The 16,386-nt window shown below is 58.5% G+C and carries 16 protein-coding genes; 7 read left to right on the top strand and 9 right to left on the bottom strand.

The features are described 5' to 3' along the window. Nucleotides 1-18: 18 nt before the first annotated feature. Entirely contained in the window at nucleotides 19-1,191 is a 1,173-nt protein-coding gene (locus Q0816_RS08795; protein WP_298849546.1) for a MalY/PatB family protein, read from the top strand. A gap of 3 nt (nucleotides 1,192-1,194) precedes the next feature. Then, the gene (locus Q0816_RS08790) at nucleotides 1,195-1,722 is read left to right on the top strand and encodes a L,D-transpeptidase family protein (RefSeq protein WP_298849544.1); all 528 of its coding nucleotides are present in this window, start codon (nucleotides 1,195-1,197) and stop codon (nucleotides 1,720-1,722) included. On the opposite strand, the gene Q0816_RS08785 is transcribed toward Q0816_RS08790, so the two are convergent. After that, a complete protein-coding gene (locus tag Q0816_RS08785; protein WP_298849541.1) occupies nucleotides 1,719-2,072 on the bottom strand; it encodes a hypothetical protein in 354 nt (117 codons plus the stop codon). The genes Q0816_RS08790 and Q0816_RS08785 overlap by 4 nt on opposite strands. 212 nt (nucleotides 2,073-2,284) lie before the next feature. Here Q0816_RS08785 and Q0816_RS08780 point away from each other — a divergent pair, with 212 nt between their 5' ends. Continuing rightward, complete coding sequence (locus tag Q0816_RS08780; protein WP_298849539.1) at nucleotides 2,285-3,274, top strand: glutathione S-transferase family protein; 990 nt, start codon at nucleotides 2,285-2,287, stop codon at nucleotides 3,272-3,274. Here Q0816_RS08780 and Q0816_RS08775 read toward each other — a convergent pair. After that, on the bottom strand, nucleotides 3,256-3,618 hold the full coding sequence (locus Q0816_RS08775; protein WP_050605244.1) for a response regulator transcription factor: 363 nt from the start codon (nucleotides 3,616-3,618) through the stop codon (nucleotides 3,256-3,258). The two genes, Q0816_RS08780 and Q0816_RS08775, sit on opposite strands and share 19 nt — an antisense overlap. 185 nt (nucleotides 3,619-3,803) lie before the next feature. On the opposite strand from Q0816_RS08775, the gene Q0816_RS08770 reads away from it, so the two are divergent. The 3 genes from Q0816_RS08770 to Q0816_RS08760 are packed head-to-tail and all read left to right on the top strand — an operon-like array spanning nucleotide 3,804 to nucleotide 6,861. Beyond that, on the top strand, nucleotides 3,804-4,769 hold the full coding sequence (locus Q0816_RS08770; RefSeq protein ID WP_298849535.1) for a threonine-phosphate decarboxylase: 966 nt from the start codon (nucleotides 3,804-3,806) through the stop codon (nucleotides 4,767-4,769). Continuing rightward, entirely contained in the window at nucleotides 4,766-5,686 is a 921-nt protein-coding gene (gene cbiB, locus Q0816_RS08765; RefSeq protein WP_298849915.1) for an adenosylcobinamide-phosphate synthase CbiB, read from the top strand. The genes Q0816_RS08770 and cbiB overlap by 4 nt, the downstream gene beginning before the upstream one ends. 11 nt (nucleotides 5,687-5,697) lie before the next feature. Then, complete coding sequence (locus tag Q0816_RS08760) at nucleotides 5,698-6,861, top strand: lytic murein transglycosylase (RefSeq protein WP_298849534.1); 1,164 nt, start codon at nucleotides 5,698-5,700, stop codon at nucleotides 6,859-6,861. Nucleotides 6,862-7,065: 204 nt separating this feature from the next. Here the strand turns inward: Q0816_RS08760 and Q0816_RS08755 are convergent, their stop codons facing one another. The 6 genes from Q0816_RS08755 to Q0816_RS08730 form a co-directional block, all read right to left on the bottom strand. Continuing rightward, nucleotides 7,066-7,773 carry a hypothetical protein gene (locus Q0816_RS08755; RefSeq protein WP_298849532.1) on the bottom strand — a complete coding sequence of 236 codons (708 nt, stop codon included), beginning with the start codon at nucleotides 7,771-7,773 and terminating at the stop codon, nucleotides 7,066-7,068. A gap of 522 nt (nucleotides 7,774-8,295) precedes the next feature. Next, nucleotides 8,296-8,634: an acyl-CoA thioesterase gene (locus tag Q0816_RS08750; protein ID WP_298849912.1), complete on the bottom strand. Its 339-nt coding sequence runs from the start codon at nucleotides 8,632-8,634 to the stop codon at nucleotides 8,296-8,298. Nucleotides 8,635-8,857: 223 nt separating this feature from the next. Further along, nucleotides 8,858-9,208 (bottom strand): hypothetical protein, encoded by a 351-nt coding sequence (locus Q0816_RS08745; RefSeq protein WP_298849530.1) that lies wholly within the window; start codon nucleotides 9,206-9,208, stop codon nucleotides 8,858-8,860. A gap of 53 nt (nucleotides 9,209-9,261) precedes the next feature. After that, nucleotides 9,262-12,717, bottom strand: coding sequence for an AAA family ATPase (locus Q0816_RS08740; protein ID WP_298849528.1), 3,456 nt, complete (start codon nucleotides 12,715-12,717; stop codon nucleotides 9,262-9,264). A gap of 140 nt (nucleotides 12,718-12,857) precedes the next feature. Beyond that, nucleotides 12,858-13,265: a hypothetical protein gene (locus Q0816_RS08735; protein WP_298849526.1), complete on the bottom strand. Its 408-nt coding sequence runs from the start codon at nucleotides 13,263-13,265 to the stop codon at nucleotides 12,858-12,860. A gap of 44 nt (nucleotides 13,266-13,309) precedes the next feature. Further along, nucleotides 13,310-14,503, bottom strand: coding sequence for a PLP-dependent aminotransferase family protein (locus Q0816_RS08730; protein WP_298849524.1), 1,194 nt, complete (start codon nucleotides 14,501-14,503; stop codon nucleotides 13,310-13,312). Nucleotides 14,504-14,653: 150 nt separating this feature from the next. Between Q0816_RS08730 and Q0816_RS08725 the strand changes: the two genes are divergently transcribed. Then, complete coding sequence (locus Q0816_RS08725) at nucleotides 14,654-15,424, top strand: FadR/GntR family transcriptional regulator (protein ID WP_298849522.1); 771 nt, start codon at nucleotides 14,654-14,656, stop codon at nucleotides 15,422-15,424. A 44-nt stretch (nucleotides 15,425-15,468) separates the two neighbouring features. Here Q0816_RS08725 and Q0816_RS08720 read toward each other — a convergent pair whose 3' ends face one another. After that, nucleotides 15,469-16,323, bottom strand: coding sequence for a hypothetical protein (locus tag Q0816_RS08720; RefSeq protein WP_298849520.1), 855 nt, complete (start codon nucleotides 16,321-16,323; stop codon nucleotides 15,469-15,471). Nucleotides 16,324-16,386 lie beyond the last annotated feature (63 nt).

The raw sequence follows: 16,386 nt of genomic DNA, 5'->3' as shown, positions 1-16,386 counted from the left end.
CAACAGAACGGAGCAGACATGACTTTCAACGACCTGATCGACCGCCGGGGCACCAACAGTTCAAAATGGGACAAGATGGAGACGCTGTATGGTGTCTCACCCGAGGATGGGCTGGCCATGTGGACGGCCGATTCCGATTACCAAACAGCGCCTTGCGTGATCGACGCGGTGCGCAAAGCGGCAGATCTTGGCGTGTTCGGCTATTCCTGGATGCACCCGGATTATTTGGCTGCGGTTCAATGGTGGATGAAAACCCGTCATGATTGGCAGATCGACACTGATTGGATTCTGACAACCCAAGGCTTGGGCAACGCAATTGCGCTGTCACTGGATGTCTGGACCGAGCCGGGCGATGGCATCGTGATCTTCACTCCCGTTTACCATGAGTTTGCGCACAAAGTGAATAAATCAGGCCGCCGGGTCGTCGAATGCCCATTGGTGCGAGAAGGCGACAGCTATGGCCTTGATCTGGAGGACGCTCAATCACGGTTGGACGGGTCCGAGAAGATGCTGCTGTGGTGTTCGCCGCAGAACCCGTCAGGTCGGGTCTGGACGCCAGAAGAATTGCGTGCCGTGGCCGCGTTTGCCGAGCGGAACGGTTTGATTCTGGTGTCGGACGAAATCCATCACGATCTGGTCTATCCCGGCGCCAAATTCGTGCCGATGGATGTAGCAGCACCGGATGCACGACCATGGACAGTATCCCTGACTGCGGCGTCAAAGACTTTCAACATCGCAGGGCAGCGGACCGGCAACATGATCATTCCCGATCCCAAGCTGCGCGCGGCCATGAAGCACCGGTTGCAGACGCTGGATTATGATCCCAGCGCCTTGGGTGTGGCGATGATCACCGCCGCCTACAGCCCGGAAGGCGCTGAATGGGTAGATGCCCAAATCGCGCATCTGGAGGACAACCGGCGTCTGTTCGATCAGACCATCGCTGAAATTCCGGGCCTGTGGTCGATGCCTTTGCAGTCAACCTATTTGGCCTGGGTCGATTTCTCGGACACCGGTATGGATCACGCTGAATTTGTTCGCCGCCTGCGTGAGGATGCGCGGATTGCGACCTCGTCAGGTCCCGGCTTTGGCACCGGCGGAGAAACGTTTGAACGGTTCAACCTCGCCACACAACGGGCGCGGGTCGAGGAAGCATGCGCGCGATTGAAACGAGCCTTCGGGGATCTGCAATAAGACATGCTGCGGCTGGGGCTGATATGTCTCATTCTGTTGACACTAGGTGCTGGCTGGTTCGGCTGGCACCGCCTTGGCCCGCGTCCACCTGCCCCTCCGCTGGCGCCCGAGGCTACACGTATTGACCATATCCTGATCGAGAAATCCGCCCGCCGCCTGACCGCCACGCTGGACGGGGCCGTGGTGATGCAAACCAACATTGCGTTGGGCTTCGCCCCTGACGGGGACAAGCAGATTGAAGGGGACGGAAGAACCCCTGTCGGATTTTTTGAAATCGATCGGCGTAACCCGAAAAGCGCCTTTCACCTGTCACTGGGAATTGACTATCCGCAACCAGACGATATCGAACGCGCACGTCAACAGGGTATAGACCCCGGAGGAGATATCTTCATCCATGGCCAACCCAACGGTGTGGTCGGTGTCACCCTACCCGGAGACTGGACATTGGGCTGTATCGCGCTGTCGAATACCGAGATGGCGCAGCTTTGGAGCCTGACCGAAACCGGAACGACCGTTGAAATTCGCCCTTAATCGTCGTGACCCAACAGAGCGATTGGCGCATCCGGCGCGCGGTAAAAGTCCAGCGGTGCCTTGTCATGTGCAGCGGTACTGCGCTTGAATTCATACCGCATCTCACCACCCTCATCCTCATCAGCGACGATCAGACATTGGTAGAGGTGGTTGGCTCCGTCATAGATATCAACCAGACCGCGCAGGCGCGGCGTAGTTTCAGCCTCAACCGTGAATCCGTCTTTCCACAATTTGAGAATCTTGTAGGTATTGTCGCCCATTTCCACCCGCAAACGGCTGGTTTTCTTCAACGTAGCGATTCGGGCCGCGTCCAACTCGGCGCGTATTTCCTTTGAAACATAAGTACTCATTAAACCGTTCCCCCGTGGATGACTTCTATTGTGCGGGAACAATTGTAAAAATCCAGTGAACCACGTCACAGAAGGTGATCTATCCGGAGTTTGTTGCACAGAAATCCCGGCCCCGACTGTGCGCGAATGCAGGGTATTTGCGCGGGCGCTCGCATAGGAAGAAGCCCGGAATGGGCCTATCTTTGGCAAAACGCTTACGCAGAGGAAAAGATATGGGCCTGCTGGTCGACGGAAAATGGCACGACACCTGGTATGATACCAAGTCCACGGGCGGGGCTTTCAAACGCAGCGCCGCGCAGTTTCGCAACTGGCTGACCGCCGATGGCAGCGCGGGACCGTCAGGCAAGGGAGGATTCAAAGCAGAAGCCGGACGATATCACCTCTATGTCAGTCACGCCTGCCCTTGGGCACATCGCACGCTGATCTTTCGCGAATTGAAAGGGCTGAGCGATCTGATCTCGGTCTCAGTCGTGCATCCGGACATGCTGGACAAAGGCTGGACGTTTGAAACCGACAATCATGGTGCCGCTGGTGACGACCTGTATGGCCTGGATTATGCCCATCAGATTTACTCCAGGGCCGATCCTTCTTATTCCGGTCGCGTAACGGTGCCGATCCTGTGGGACAAACAGCAGGAAACCATCGTCTCAAACGAAAGCTCGGAAATCATCCGCATGTTCAACTCGGCCTTCAACGGTATTACCGGCAATACCGACGACTACTGGCCCGAAGCGATTAGGGACGAGATCGAAGAGGTCAACGCGCGCATCTATTCAGACGTCAATAACGGTGTCTACAAGTCCGGCTTTGCCACCTCGCAAGCGGCTTATGACGCCGCTGTGGGTCCGTTGTTCGATACGCTGGACTGGCTGGAAGACCGTCTGTCCCGCAACCGATATCTGGTGGGGGATCGGATCACCGAGGCTGACTGGCGGCTGTTCACCACGCTGATCCGCTTCGATCCGGTGTATCACCTGCATTTCAAGTGCAACAAGCGGCGACTGATCGATTATCCAAATCTATGGGCCCATACGCGTGAACTGTACCAGTGGCCGGGTGTAGCGCAGACGGTGAACATGAACCACATCGTGCGCCATTATCACTACAGCCATGACAGCATCAATCCACACCGAATTATTCCGGTGAACCCGGTGCTGGACTATGCAGAGCCGCATGGCCGCGATCAGCGACCTGCAGCGTAATGTTCGACCATCGCCGCCAGATCCTCTGGCGGCGTTTCACTTTGCACATACGCGCAGGCATTCGGGCTGTGGGCAAAGATCGACCCGTCCGAGAAGAAGGAGGTGTTGGTCACAAAGATCACCCGCGCCTCGGGGCGGCGATAGCTGGCAAAATCGGCCACAGCCAAGGCGCTTCCGGTTTCCAAAACCAGATCCAGCACGATGATTTCGAAATCCGTGCCATACAGCGCCAGAATGGCGGCCTCCTGCGTCTCGACCAGCGTGACCTCGGCGCCTTGCCTTTCCAGATGCCTTTTCCAGACCCGACCAAGATCGGGATTACTCTCAACAATCAGAACTTTCATTTGCAACAACCTCGGCACTTGATATGGTGAGTGGTGCCGACCCCCGTAGTCTGTGATCTCGTTATTTCCTTAACAAAGTGTTAACGGCGCCCTCACAGGTCCGTGGCCATGCGGATTTGCTTGAATAAGAGGCAAAAATCCGCTTGAAGCACGCTAAAACCGACCATTTCCCGCAGAGAGAGCAGATGAGCACATCGGATCACGGTCTGGACCCACGCGCAGTTCGCGACCATGGAGGCGGACTGGACAGGGCGATTGTCAAGTATGGCGGTCAACGCGCCGACTGGATCGACCTGTCGACCGGCATCAACCCACATCCCTATCCGGTTTCGGGCCTGACAGCCGCGGATTGGGCTGAACTGCCGGATCATGGCGCCTTTGAGCGGTTGAGCAATGCCGCACGTCGGTTCTGGAACGTACCGGATGGTGCCGCGATCCTGCCCGCACCCGGAGCATCGGCCATCATCGCGCGTATCCCAGCGCTGACCACGACGGGCACCGTGCAGATCACACCGCCCACCTATAACGAACACGCCGCCGCCTTTTCGGCGCAAGGGTGGAATGTTCAACCTGAAGGGCCGAGTGACGCCGGTGTGATCGTGCACCCGAACAATCCGGACGGGCGTATCTGGCAGGAAAGCGATATCTCTGGCCCGTTGACCGTGATTGATGAGAGCTTTTGCGACGTCATGCCTGAGGCATCTTTGATTCATCTGGCGGATCGCCCTAGCGTGATCATGCTGAAGAGTTTTGGCAAGTTCTGGGGGCTGGCCGGGATGAGACTGGGGTTTGCCATCGGGAAGTCTGACCTGATTAATCGTCTGAACGATCTGACCGGCCCATGGGCGGTGTCTGGTCCCGCCTTGCGCGTTGGAACACAAGCCCTGTCAGACAATGGCTGGGCAGACGCCACGCGTGCACGATTGGCTGATGAGGCCGCTCGACTGGATTCGCTGGTCACAGAAAGGGGTGCCGAGTTGGTTGGTGGCACCAGCCTGTTCCGTCTTTATCAGGTCAACAACGCCGCCAGTTGGCAGGATCGGCTGGCACAGAGCCATATCTGGAGCCGCATCTTTCCCTATTCGACCACCTATCTGCGCCTCGGGCTCCCGCCTGCGGATGGATGGGACAGGCTGAGGGCCGCGCTGTGAGCCTTGGCCTGATGCTGGTTTGTGCCATGTGCCTGGACGCCGCATTAGGAGAGCCCGACTGGCTCTGGTCGCGCGTCAAACATCCGGCGGTGATGATCGGCAACCTGATCGGCTGGCTGGATAGACGCCTGAACCAGGGGACCGGGCGGCATCTGAAAGGGGTGGGCGTTCTTGCCCTGCTGTTTTGCAGCGCATGGGGGCTTGGCTGGGCTTTATCCCTGCTGGGGCCAGTGGTCGAGATCCTGCTTTGCGCGATCCTGCTGGCGCAAAAATCGCTGGTCGCGCATGTCCGCGCTGTGGGTGATGGGTTACTGACGTCGCTGACAGAGGGACGGACACAGGTGGCCATGATCGTCTCACGCGATACGCGGGATATGACCGAGGCGCAGGTGGCGCGCTCGGCCATTGAAAGCGCGGCCGAAAACCTCAGCGACGGGGTCATCGCGCCTGTCTTTTGGTTTCTGGTCGCAGGGTTGCCGGGGCTGCTGGCTTACAAGGCGGTGAACACTGCTGACAGCATGATCGGATACCGCAATGAAAAATATCGCGACTTCGGCTGGGCCTCGGCCCGGTTCGATGATCTGCTGAACCTGATCCCTGCCCGTCTGACCTGTGTGATGATCGTGGCACTCTCTGGACAGCGGTCGCGCTGGCGCGCGATTGTGGCGGACGCACGTCGCCATATCTCGCCCAACGCAGGCTGGCCCGAGGCCGCCATGGCCCGCGCGCTGAACGTCGCCCTCGCTGGTCCGCGCAGCTATGACGGGCAGCTACGGGATCTGGCCTGGGTCAATGGCGATGCCCCGCGCGAGATCGGGGCGTCAGAGGTTTTTCGCGCATGTCACATGCTGTGGAGCGTTTGGGGGCTTGCGCTTGGGCTCGTGTCAGTGTGGGTTGTGGTCAAACTGATATTCTGAAGGGTCCCTTCATGCGTTTTCTTTCCAGCCTGATTGCCGCCACTCTGTTTGCCTCTCCCGCGCTTGCCCAGTGTGGTGGCGGGTTCAGTTCTTTTGTCAAAGGGCTGAAAACCGAGGCTGCGCAGCAAGGCTTTGATAAATCCACCGTGAACGCGTTTTTCAAAGGCGTACAGCAGGACAGCGCCGTGTTGAAGGCCGACCGGGCGCAAGGGGTGTTTCAGAAACCATTCATCGAATTTTCGCGCCGTCTGATCTCGGCAAATCGCATCGAACGCGGGCAGGCGATGTCGCGCAAATACGATGCGGTGTTTGACCGGATCGAGCGGGAATACGGCATCTCGCGTGGGGTGTTGCTGGCCTTTTGGGCGTTTGAGACCGACTACGGATCGTTCCAGGGCGACTTCAACACCCGCAATGCGCTGGTGACTTTGGCCCATGACTGTCGCCGCCCCGAACTGTTCCGCCCACAGATCTTTGCGGCCATCGAGCTGTATCAAAATGGTGACTTCGACCCGGCCAGAACTACCGGAGCATGGGCCGGAGAGATCGGGATGGTCCAGATGCTGCCGCGCGACATCCTGGAGAATGGCGTTGATGGGGATGGGGATGGACATGTCCGCCTGAAAACCTCGGCCCCCGACGCGCTGATGTCCGGGGCAAAGATGCTGTCGCATCTGGGATGGCAACCGGGTGAGCCATGGTTGCAGGAGGTCAAAGTGCCTGCGCAGATGGATTGGTCGCTGTCCGGCCCTGGCAAGCCGCGTTCGGTGGCAGAGTGGCAGGCCATGGGCGTTCAGGCGCGCAGCGGGTCGCTGGCGAGCCTTCCGGCCTCACTGATCCTGCCGCAGGGACACAAGGGTCCGGCTTTTCTGGCCTATCCGAATTTCGACGTCTATTTCGAATGGAACCAGAGCTTTGTCTATGTAATGACGGCCGCTTATTTCGGCACGCGGCTTGAGGGTGCACAGATCTATGGCGCGGGCAATCCGGCTCAGGGTCTGTCCGGCGCACAGATGAAACAGTTGCAAAGCAAGTTGCAGGCCAAAGGCTATGATGTTGGAAAAATCGACGGCATTCTGGGGGCCGGTACACGAGCCGCAGTTCAAGCGGAACAGGCTCGATTGGGACTGCCCGCGGATGCATGGCCAACGGTGGAATTGTTGAACAACCTCTGATCCAGCAGCCCATAAACCCGGCCGACAGTGTTTTTCTGCCTATGATCCGATTGACCTGATGCACATGAGGAAGGTTCAAAGCACAAGCATTGCCCGGAACCTTGTGCTGCTGGCTTCGTGGTCGTGGTGCAAATCGCCCTCGATCGGCATTTGTAAGAACAAATCAGCCAATCGAGAGGTGGTCAGAACCCGAACCGGTGCGCTTCAAATGGCACAGGCCGGCGTTGGGGCCGGCACGGAACGTTCAGATTGCTTGCGGCGCCCAAAGCTCAAAAAACCCAGCAAAGCAATCGCCGAGGCCAGCAGAGGAATTGAAGCGGGAATTGGGACTGGCGCCATCGGAGGTGTGATTCCGGTCGCGTAATTGAACCCCGAAGCAGATGTCAGCGTTGCCCCGGTCACCAGATTCATACCTGAATCGAAAACCTGTGTACCGACCACGGTCGCGCTGTTCAGGAAGTTCATCGAAGACGAACAGGTCCCGCCCGTGCCTGCGGCGGCCCCGGGACATGAAACAAAGGTGTTCAAATACACGGAAATGTCTGCAACAGAATTCTGGTACGGGATACTGGCCGTGAATATCTGATCTATGCTCATATTCGAGAAATAATCGTTGACGATATTCAGGCCGACTGCCCCGGATCCCGGCGCTCCGTTCATGAACACTTCAAGCCTCAAAGAGCCGCTGTTAGAAGAGGGTCCGGTATAGGCGATCGTTCCAGTTCCCTGAACACGCAAAGAAATATCGAGAAACCCGCTACTCGGTCCATTGGTAACTGTGATCGAGTCCAAATACCCGGCACCGGCATGCGAGAGGGTCCCAAAGAGCGACCCGGAGACAGCACTGTAATCAATCGAACTCTGATTGCCGGTTTTCAGCACCCCTCCGGCGGCACTTACGCTGGTTGACATGGAGCCCTCAGGGCCAGTGCACGTTGTGTTATCAAATCCTCCGGACGTAGATGTCGTGCATGTCTCTTGTCCATTCAGAAACACAACCCCGACTGTGGACGGATTGAATGTCATAGCTTGAGACGCCTGAGCGCTGCAGAACAATAGAACACCAACAGAAATCTGTTTAATCAAATTCATCACTGTACCCCTTACCCAACACAGTAAAACAATCACAATGAGACCAGAAAATCAAGAAACCAGCGGGTTTTGAAACATAAGCGCTGGCTGTGCGCATCGCGATACCGAATGCCAGGACGAATCCGTCGTTCTGCACTGCACGAATTCGATCAGCGTCACCAAAGCGAGCCGGATCGAAGAGGCAATTGCAAAGAAGGTTACAGGCGCGCGGGCACAATGTGGGCAAGACTGACGGCATTCGGGGGCCGGGACGCGGGCGGCTGGGCAGACCGAACAGCAGTGCTTGGGTCTGGCTGTGGGTGCGTGACCTACGGCAGAGTCGTTGAACCGCCTATGGTTGCTTTAGCCGTCTTCAAACACAGGGCGTGGCACCCCGGAATCGTCCAGTGCGACAAACACGAAATCCGCATCCGTTACCTTTTGACCATTGTCGGATTGTCTTGGGCGCGCCCAGACATCCACGTGAACGCGCATGGATGTGCGTCCGACATTGACCAGCGTCGCGTAGAGCGTCACTTCGTCACCAACCTTGACCGGTTGCAGGAACTGCATCGCCTCGACCGATATTGTCGCTGATCGTCCCTGCGCCACGCGCGCCGCCATATTACCAGCAGCCAGATCCATCTGTGACATCAGCCACCCGCCGAAAATATCACCCGCAGGATTGGTGTCAGCGGGCATCGCAATCGTGCGAATGACAAGAACACCTTCGTCCTGCTGGCGACCATGCGACCCGCGTTGTTTTCCCAGAGCAAGCCGGTTGTCACAGTCATCTGTCACAGATTCAATCCCTTCATGAGCCATTGGCTGAACGGTTATGTGCTCAGTCTGGCAATATTTCCCACCTAAATGAAGAGATTGCCTGTCTCATGCTTTGGCGTGGGGGCTGCAAGTACACAGTGTTTTATTCTGGGCGAACCGGATACCGGTCGCCCTTCTCATCGATCAGGACCAACCGTTCGCCGCTTCGCACATACAAATCACAGCGGCTGAACCCGTTGCGGTAGGCAATGCAGACGCTGCCATCTTCAGCGATGGAATAGGTGCCAAAGGCGGCGTCTCCGCTGGCGTATGTGTAGGAATATGCACCTCCGGGCGAAAACTTGGCTTGGCCGTCATCGTAAAAGGTGAGCGTTTGACCTGCCAGGGCGTCAAGCTCGGCGGACGTCAGGGGAATGTCTCCGGTTTTGACGGGCCAGTCGGCGGCGAAGGCCGGGCTGGCGGCAATAATAGCTGGGATCAGAAAGCGCATCATGCGCCTAAGGTAGCGCGTTATCCCCGCAACGTTCATAACGTTGCAGTGATCAGTCAGGCGACCATCTGCTCTGCTTTCTTCAGATCAACCGAGACCAGCTGACTGACGCCCTGCTCTTGCATGGTGACACCGAACAAGCGATCCATCCGCGCCATGGTCACCGCGTGGTGGGTGATGATCAAAAAGCGCGTATCTGTCTGGCGGCACATCTCGTCCAGCAGGTCGCAGAAGCGGGTCACGTTGGCATCGTCCAGCGGCGCGTCGACCTCATCCAGCACACAGATCGGTGCCGGGTTGGCCAGGAACACACCAAAGATCAGCGCGGTGGCGGTTAGGGTCTGTTCGCCGCCTGACAGCAGGCTGAGAGTCGAAAGCTTCTTGCCCGGCGGCTGGCACATGATCTCAAGGCCCGCATCCAGCGGGTCGTCGCTTTCGACCATCACCAGATTGGCCTCACCACCGCCGAAGAGGTGCTTGAACAGCATCGCGAAGTTGGAGTTCACCTGTTCAAACGCGGTCAGCAGACGTTCACGCCCTTCGCGGTTGAGGCTGGCGATGCCGCTGCGCAGGGCTTTGATCGCCTCTTCCAGATCGGCCTTTTCACTACTGAGCGTATCGAACTCTTCCTGAACATCCTTGCTGTCTTCTTCCGCTCGCAGGTTCACGGCACCCATCGCATCACGCTGGCGTTTGTGGCGGTTCACTTCGGATTCCAGAACATCCGCAGCAGGCATCTGGTCTGGGTTCGCGTCCAGTTGATTCAACAACTGGTTCGGGGTCAGTTGCTGATCCTCGGCGATCCGTTCAGCTGCCGCGACAACGCTTTCCTTGGCCGCATCACAGCGCGCCTCAGCCGCTGCACGGGTTTCACGCGCTTCCGAGGCCAGACGTTCAGCCTCACGTTCAGCCAGAACAACCACGCGCTGTTGGGTTTCGGCTTCGGCCAGCTTGTCGGCAGCTTCGGCACGACGCGCTTCGGCAGCCTCGATCAGTTCGTTCAATTCTTCCCGCGCTTCGGCAATCTCACCGGGGGCGGCCATCGCCTCGGTCAGTTCCTCTTCCGAGCTTTCCTTGCGTTCGGTCAGCTCCGAAATCCGCTTTTCAGCAGTTTCCAGACGGTGCCGCCAGCCGCTGAGGTCTTTGGTAACCTCTTGGCCACGCCGGGTGCGCGCGTCCCCCTCACGGCGCAGCTCATCATGAGTCGATCGATGGGTCAGCATGGTGATCCGAGCTGCCTCAACGGTCTGTTTGATGTCTTCGACGTCTGCGCGGGCGCTATCGAGATCGCCCAAACTGCTTAATGCGCTTTCGGCCTCGCGCAGTTGCGCACGGGCGGACATTGCGTCTTCCTTGTGGCGATCCACAGCAAGGGTCAGAGTTTCCAGCTTGCCCTGCGCCAGATTGCGATCAGCTTCGGCACGGCTGAGCATGCGCGCTGTTTCAGCCATACGCTGGTCCGCAGCACGGCGGGCTTCGCGCGCGCGGCGGTCGGCTTCGGTCACATCCGCCAATTGTTGCGACAGCGCTTCATGCGCGGCACGGGCGCCGTCGGCTTGCGCTTCGGTGCGGGTAAGTTCCTGTTTCAGCGCTTCCAGCTTGTTGAGCTGTTCCAATCGCAGCGCTGCGGCACTGGGCGCATCCTCGGCCCAGGCCCGGAACCCGTCCCAGCGCCACAGATCTCCGGAACGTGATACCAGCCGCTGACCCGGCTTCAGAGACGCTTGCAGGCGCGCGCCCTGATCGGCATCCACAAGACCGATCTGCGCAATCCGGCGGCTCAGGCGATCTGGCCCAGACACATGAAGCGCCAGCGGCTCGGCCTCTTGCGGCAGCGACTGGTCGCTGTCATAGCCTGCCACCTGCACCCAGCCGGAGGGGCCGTCACCCTCGACCATAGGCGCGCGCAAATCGTCGGCCAATGCCGCACCCAGGGCCTTTTCAAAGCCTGGTTCCACCCGCAGCAGATCCATCACCTGCCCGCCCTCGGCTGTGTCGCGCTCCACCAGCTTGGCCAATGCCGTGGCTTCGGCTCGTATGGCACCCAGTTCGCCTTCCGCCTCAGAGCGTTGCGCCCGGGCCTCGGCCTCGCGCCCCTGAGTTTCATTGCGCAGCTCATCCGCTTCAGCAAGGGCTTCTTCGGCGGCCTCGGCCGCTTCGCGGGCTTCTTCCTCGCCCTCTTGGGCTGCTTCAAACGCCTCGCTGGTGCGGGTCAGGGCCGTTTTCGCTTCATCACCGGCTTGTCGGGCTTTTTCCTCTTCGCCTTCCGAACGGGCCAGTGTCTTGCGGCTGTCTTCCACCAGACGCTGAGCAGACTGGTGCCGAGCGACAAGTCGGGCCATATCTTCGGTTTGCTGCGACAGGTGGTCTTCGCGTTGCTGCAGGATCGAGGCCGCTTCGCGGGCGGTTTCCGCCGCCTCGGCCACTTTCTCATCATGACCTTCGGCTGCTTTCGACAACTCGCGCGCTTCCCAATCCAGCCGTTCGATCATCTCACCTGCGTCGCGGTTCAGGCCCGTTTCGCGTTCGATATCGTTGCCCAGTTGCTGAATCCGGTTGGTCAGCGTCTCAATCGTTTGACGTGCACGGGTTTCCTGATCGGACAGTTGATCGCGCTGCACCTGCTGGCGCTGCAGCACCGCGGCGGCAATGGCTTCTTCCTCACGCAGCGGTGGTAGAGTTTCTTCGATCTCGGCCCGTTGCGTGGCAGCGGCGCGGGCCTCGGCCTCTGCGCGCGAGGCTTCGGTGATCCGCTCGCGCAGCTTTTCTTCAGCTTGCTGGCGGGCTATGTCGGCCTCTTTCCAGCGCCGATAGAGCAACATCCCCTCGGCCTGACGCAGCTGCTCGCCGATCTCGCGATAGCGTGCCGCCTGACGGGCCTGACGCGCCAACTGGGCCAATTGCCCTCCCAGCTGTTCCAGCACGTCATCGACGCGGGTCAGATTGGCCTCGGTGCCTTTCAGTTTCAGCTCGGCCTCATGCCGTCGCTGATAGAGGCCAGAGATCCCGGCGGCTTCCTCTAGAATACGGCGGCGGGCGCGGGGTTTGGCGTTGATCAGCTCGGCAATACGGTTCTGGCCGACCAGCGCAGGCGAATGCGCCCCTGTCGAGGCATCGGCGAACAGCATTTGCACATCACGCGCCCGAACGTCTTTGCCGTTGGTCTTGTAGGCGCTGCCGACATCACGGGTAATGCGACGCACGATTTCCAGTTGATCATTGTCGTTGAAACCTGACGGGGCAAGACGTTCCGAGTTGTCCAAGGTCAGGACCACTTCGGCAAAATTGCGCGCCGGGCGTGTCGCAGCCCCCGCAAAGATAACATCTTCCATCGCGCCACCGCGCATGGATTTGGGGCGGTTTTCACCCATCACCCAACGCAGTGCTTCCAGAAGGTTGGACTTGCCACAGCCATTTGGACCCACAACACCGGTCAACCCGTCCGCGATGATCAGATCGGTCGGATCAACAAAGCTTTTGAAGCCGGTCAGTTTGAGTTTGCTGAAACGCAACGGCTGCGTGTCCCATGATTCCTATGAGTTGAAAGTCTGCGCAAGGGATGGGGTCTGAGTCAACGGAGTTGCGCAGTATATGGGATATCAACTTGAGTTATCCACAACATCTTGCCGAAATGCGCAAGAATGCGCGTATTTCAATATGGGGTGCACTCAAAGACCTGGTAGCCGTAGTCGTCACTGACATTTTCATAGATACCATAGTCGATGCACTCGTAATTCGTGGTTGAGACAGCTGTGATCAATAACCGCTCGCCCGCCTCTTGATCACAGCCCAGAACACCAACCGTGACTGCCGCATCACCCAGCACATCAAGAATCGGACAGCCCGAAACCTGCGCCATCGCCAAAGCGGCACGATCCCGAACCGGACCCAACCGAGGAGCGTATTGCGCGTTGATCCGAACAGCCTCGGCCAGGTCGCCCCGCACGCGCACATCGAACACACTGTCATTGACTGCGACCCGCGTGGCGGGAACGTCGCGGAAATGAGGGGTCCCGGCCGCGCAGGCGGCCAGCAACAGGGGGAGGAGAAATCGGATCATGCCGCAGAGTTGCAGCATTTTGGTTAACAGAATCTTTCCGAACGTCAGGCCCGCAGAACCTCTCCCAACCGGCGTATGCCTTCGCGGATCGTCGCCTCGTCAGAATTCGAGAAACTGAGACGGATCGTATTTGCGCCGCTGCCATCCGGGAAAAACGCCTGCCCCGGTACAAAGGCAACTTTCACGGTGTCCAGCGCACGGGCCAGCAAGTCAGACCCGCTCAGATCTGAGGGCAGCGTGACCCAGATGAACATGCCGCCCTCGGGTCGTGTCCACTCGACCCCATCCGGCATGTTCTGCTCCAACGCGTCCAGCATCGCATCCCGGCGGGCCCGATAGACATCGCGCACCTTGGGGATATGGGTGTCAAAACAGGCCTTCGCCACCTGATGCACGGCTATCTGATTGATAGTCGCCGAATGCAGATCAGCAGCTTGTTTCAGCAAAACCATCTGAGAGATGATTGGCTTGGACGCAACGACCCAACCCATGCGCAAACCCGGTGACAGGGTTTTCGAGAAACTGCCGCAATAGATCGTCCGACAGTTTTCGATTGACCCTTTGCGGGCCAGCTCCAAGGACAAAACAGGCGGAATTGGATCCCCGTCATAGCGCAGCGCCTGATAGGCTCCATCTTCGATCAACATGCAATCCAGATCTTCTGCCAGATCCAGCAGAGCCTCCCTGCCCTGCAAGTCCACTGTTTCCCCTGTCGGGTTCGCGAAGTCTGGTGACAGATAAGCAAATTTCACTGCGCCGTTGCCTGCTGCGGCCTTGTATTCGTCTACGCCAAGGTTGCCATTGAGCCTGTCATAGCGGGGCTCATAGGCATTGAACGCAGCCAGCGCGCCCAGATAAGTCGGCCATCCGACCAAGGCCGTATCACCGGGGGACAGGAACAGCTTGCCCAGATAGTCCAGCGCCTGTTGTGAACCCGAAGTGATCAGGATGTTGTCAATGTCACACTCTACCCCGATCCCACGCATATGTTGTGCCAGCCATTGTCGCAGAGGCGCATACCCTTCGCTGACGGAATATTGCAGCGCCTGCGCCTGCATATCCGGCCCCAATGCCTGCTGAAACGCCTGCGCAAATGCATCGCCGGGAAACAGCGCGGGGTCGGGAATACCACCAGCGAAGGAAATGATGCCGGGCTGGTCGAGCAGTTTCAGTAATTCGCGAATTTCTGACGCCTTCATCCGGGAGGCCCGGGTGGCAAACAATGGGTGTTGGGACATGAGGCTCCTCCGATCTCATTTCGGTGCAGCCTATGCCGTCCTAAATTAAAGTCAATATTACTGACCTAGTATTTCAATGGATGTGACCGGGTATTCTTGAACAGCCCCGTCGTCCATGGTCAAATGAATTGACCAATTTTGGAATATCGGATGCCCTTTCAAAAAGTTCAGACGGAAAAACTGTCGCTTGCAGTCGTTCGCCAGATCGAGCTTCTGATCCTGCGCGGCATCCTGCGTCCCGGTGAACGTCTGCCGTCAGAGCGCGAACTGGCAGAGCGGATGGGCGTGTCGCGCCCATCCCTGCGTGACGCGATTTCCGAATTGCAGGAACATGGACTTTTGACTGCGAAAGCCGGATCAGGGATCTATGTGGCCGAGGTTCTGGGTTCTGCCTTTTCCCCGGCGCTGATCCGATTGTTCGGCAGCCATGACGAAGCCGTGTTCGACTATCTGTCGTTTCGCCGTGACATGGAGGGGCTGGCAGCAGAACGGGCAGCGCGGCTGGGGTCAGACAGCGACCTGAAGGTGGTTCAGGCGATCTTTGACAAGATGCAGGCGGCTCATGGCCGGAACGCAGCCGATGACGAGGCGCAGCTGGACGCCGAGTTTCACATGGCCATCATCGAGGCCAGCCACAACGTGGTTATGCTGCACATGATGCGGTCAATGTATGATCTGCTGGTGCAAGGGGTGTTCTATAACCGTCAGACCATGTTCCGACAGCGCGCCACGCGTGAGGCCATTCTGGATCAGCACCGCGCCATCAATACGGCCCTGCAGGCGCGTGACCCCTTAGCTGCGCGCACTGCGATTGAACACCATTTGGACTTTGTCGAACGCTGCATGGCAGATCAACAAAAGACCGAACGGAACGAAGCCATTGCGCAACAAAGACTGCAACACGAAACCGGGCGGAGCTGAAGGCCGTCCTGCTTTTTTGCAAACATAGAAGGAAAAGACTGGGATCACGCAGCCCCTGATGCGGCTGGTATCAGATGTTGTGGGAACGGCGCCCCGCTGCCTTCACCCAGATGATCATCCGCGGCCAATGTCGTCAGCGCCGGATCGATGAACAGCCTTGCGCCACGGTGTCTCAGGTGTTTGTGCAGCATCACATGTTCGCATATCTGCTGGCCTTTGTCGTCCCTGCATGAATATCGCAAGCCCCTGAGCGCGCGCGATTTGTATAACCCTGCCCCGCCAAAAGCGCTGTCGACCGGGATCAGGGGCGTGTCGGCAGGAATGTGAAACTGACGATCAAAAACTGCTGACTTCAGCAAGGACTGGCGCCATTTACGGCGTCCGAACAACGGTCTGCGCGTGCTCTGAATGCGCTGCCAGATATCTTCGTCGCACCAGCCCGGGCAACGCAGCGCATAGATATCATAGTACGCAGGTTTGGAATTGGCGAAGACACCCTCCCACAGCGGGGCAACCCGCTGCGCTGCTGTCAGAACCGCCTGAGCATCCAGACAGGCATTCGGGCCGCCCAGATCCAGCACCAGCGTCAATTCGTGATCACCGTCCTGCTCTTCCAGCTTTTGGAGAACCGCGTTTCTGGCCGCCGTTATGCGTTCCAACCGGTCGGGCAGCTTTGCGGCAAGACCATCCAGTTGGATGATATCGACATGCCGGTTTCGACCAGCGTAGTCGGATAACACCCGATCCGTGCCATCCATGTTGTCATTGGTCGCAATGGTGACCGTGTATCGATGCAACTGGGCAGACAGGTTTTCGATCCTGTTGATCGTGTCGATCAGCGCAGAGCCGCCATTTCTGACCACGCCTACAATATTCATCGAAACTGCGGTGCCTGACACGGCCTGTCTTTCCCTGTTTTGTCACGCTCTCTACAGAACGTCCCTATCAACCTGATCCCCGGC

Origin of the sequence: uncultured Ruegeria sp. (genome assembly GCF_947497005.1) — a bacterium.
Classification (GTDB): Bacteria; Pseudomonadota; Alphaproteobacteria; order Rhodobacterales; family Rhodobacteraceae; genus Ruegeria.
The sequence above is the reverse complement of the archived record's forward strand: the minus strand, read 5'-3'. Positions and strand labels throughout refer to the sequence as shown.

Coding starts and splice junctions, on each gene's coding strand:
- Q0816_RS08745 (WP_298849530.1), bottom strand. CDS start 9,208: ATGATGCGCTTTCTGATCCCAGCTATTATTGCCGCCAGCCCGGCCTTC.
- Q0816_RS08770 (WP_298849535.1), top strand. CDS start 3,804: ATGAGCACATCGGATCACGGTCTGGACCCACGCGCAGTTCGCGACCAT.
- Q0816_RS08735 (WP_298849526.1), bottom strand. CDS start 13,265: ATGATCCGATTTCTCCTCCCCCTGTTGCTGGCCGCCTGCGCGGCCGGG.
- Q0816_RS08780 (WP_298849539.1), top strand. CDS start 2,285: ATGGGCCTGCTGGTCGACGGAAAATGGCACGACACCTGGTATGATACC.
- Q0816_RS08730 (WP_298849524.1), bottom strand. CDS start 14,503: ATGTCCCAACACCCATTGTTTGCCACCCGGGCCTCCCGGATGAAGGCG.
- Q0816_RS08750 (WP_298849912.1), bottom strand. CDS start 8,634: ATGCCCGCTGACACCAATCCTGCGGGTGATATTTTCGGCGGGTGGCTG.
- Q0816_RS08790 (WP_298849544.1), top strand. CDS start 1,195: ATGCTGCGGCTGGGGCTGATATGTCTCATTCTGTTGACACTAGGTGCT.
- Q0816_RS08725 (WP_298849522.1), top strand. CDS start 14,654: ATGCCCTTTCAAAAAGTTCAGACGGAAAAACTGTCGCTTGCAGTCGTT.
- Q0816_RS08785 (WP_298849541.1), bottom strand. CDS start 2,072: ATGAGTACTTATGTTTCAAAGGAAATACGCGCCGAGTTGGACGCGGCC.
- Q0816_RS08760 (WP_298849534.1), top strand. CDS start 5,698: ATGCGTTTTCTTTCCAGCCTGATTGCCGCCACTCTGTTTGCCTCTCCC.
- Q0816_RS08755 (WP_298849532.1), bottom strand. CDS start 7,773: ATGTCAACCAGCGTAAGTGCCGCCGGAGGGGTGCTGAAAACCGGCAAT.
- Q0816_RS08775 (WP_050605244.1), bottom strand. CDS start 3,618: ATGAAAGTTCTGATTGTTGAGAGTAATCCCGATCTTGGTCGGGTCTGG.
- Q0816_RS08795 (WP_298849546.1), top strand. CDS start 19: ATGACTTTCAACGACCTGATCGACCGCCGGGGCACCAACAGTTCAAAA.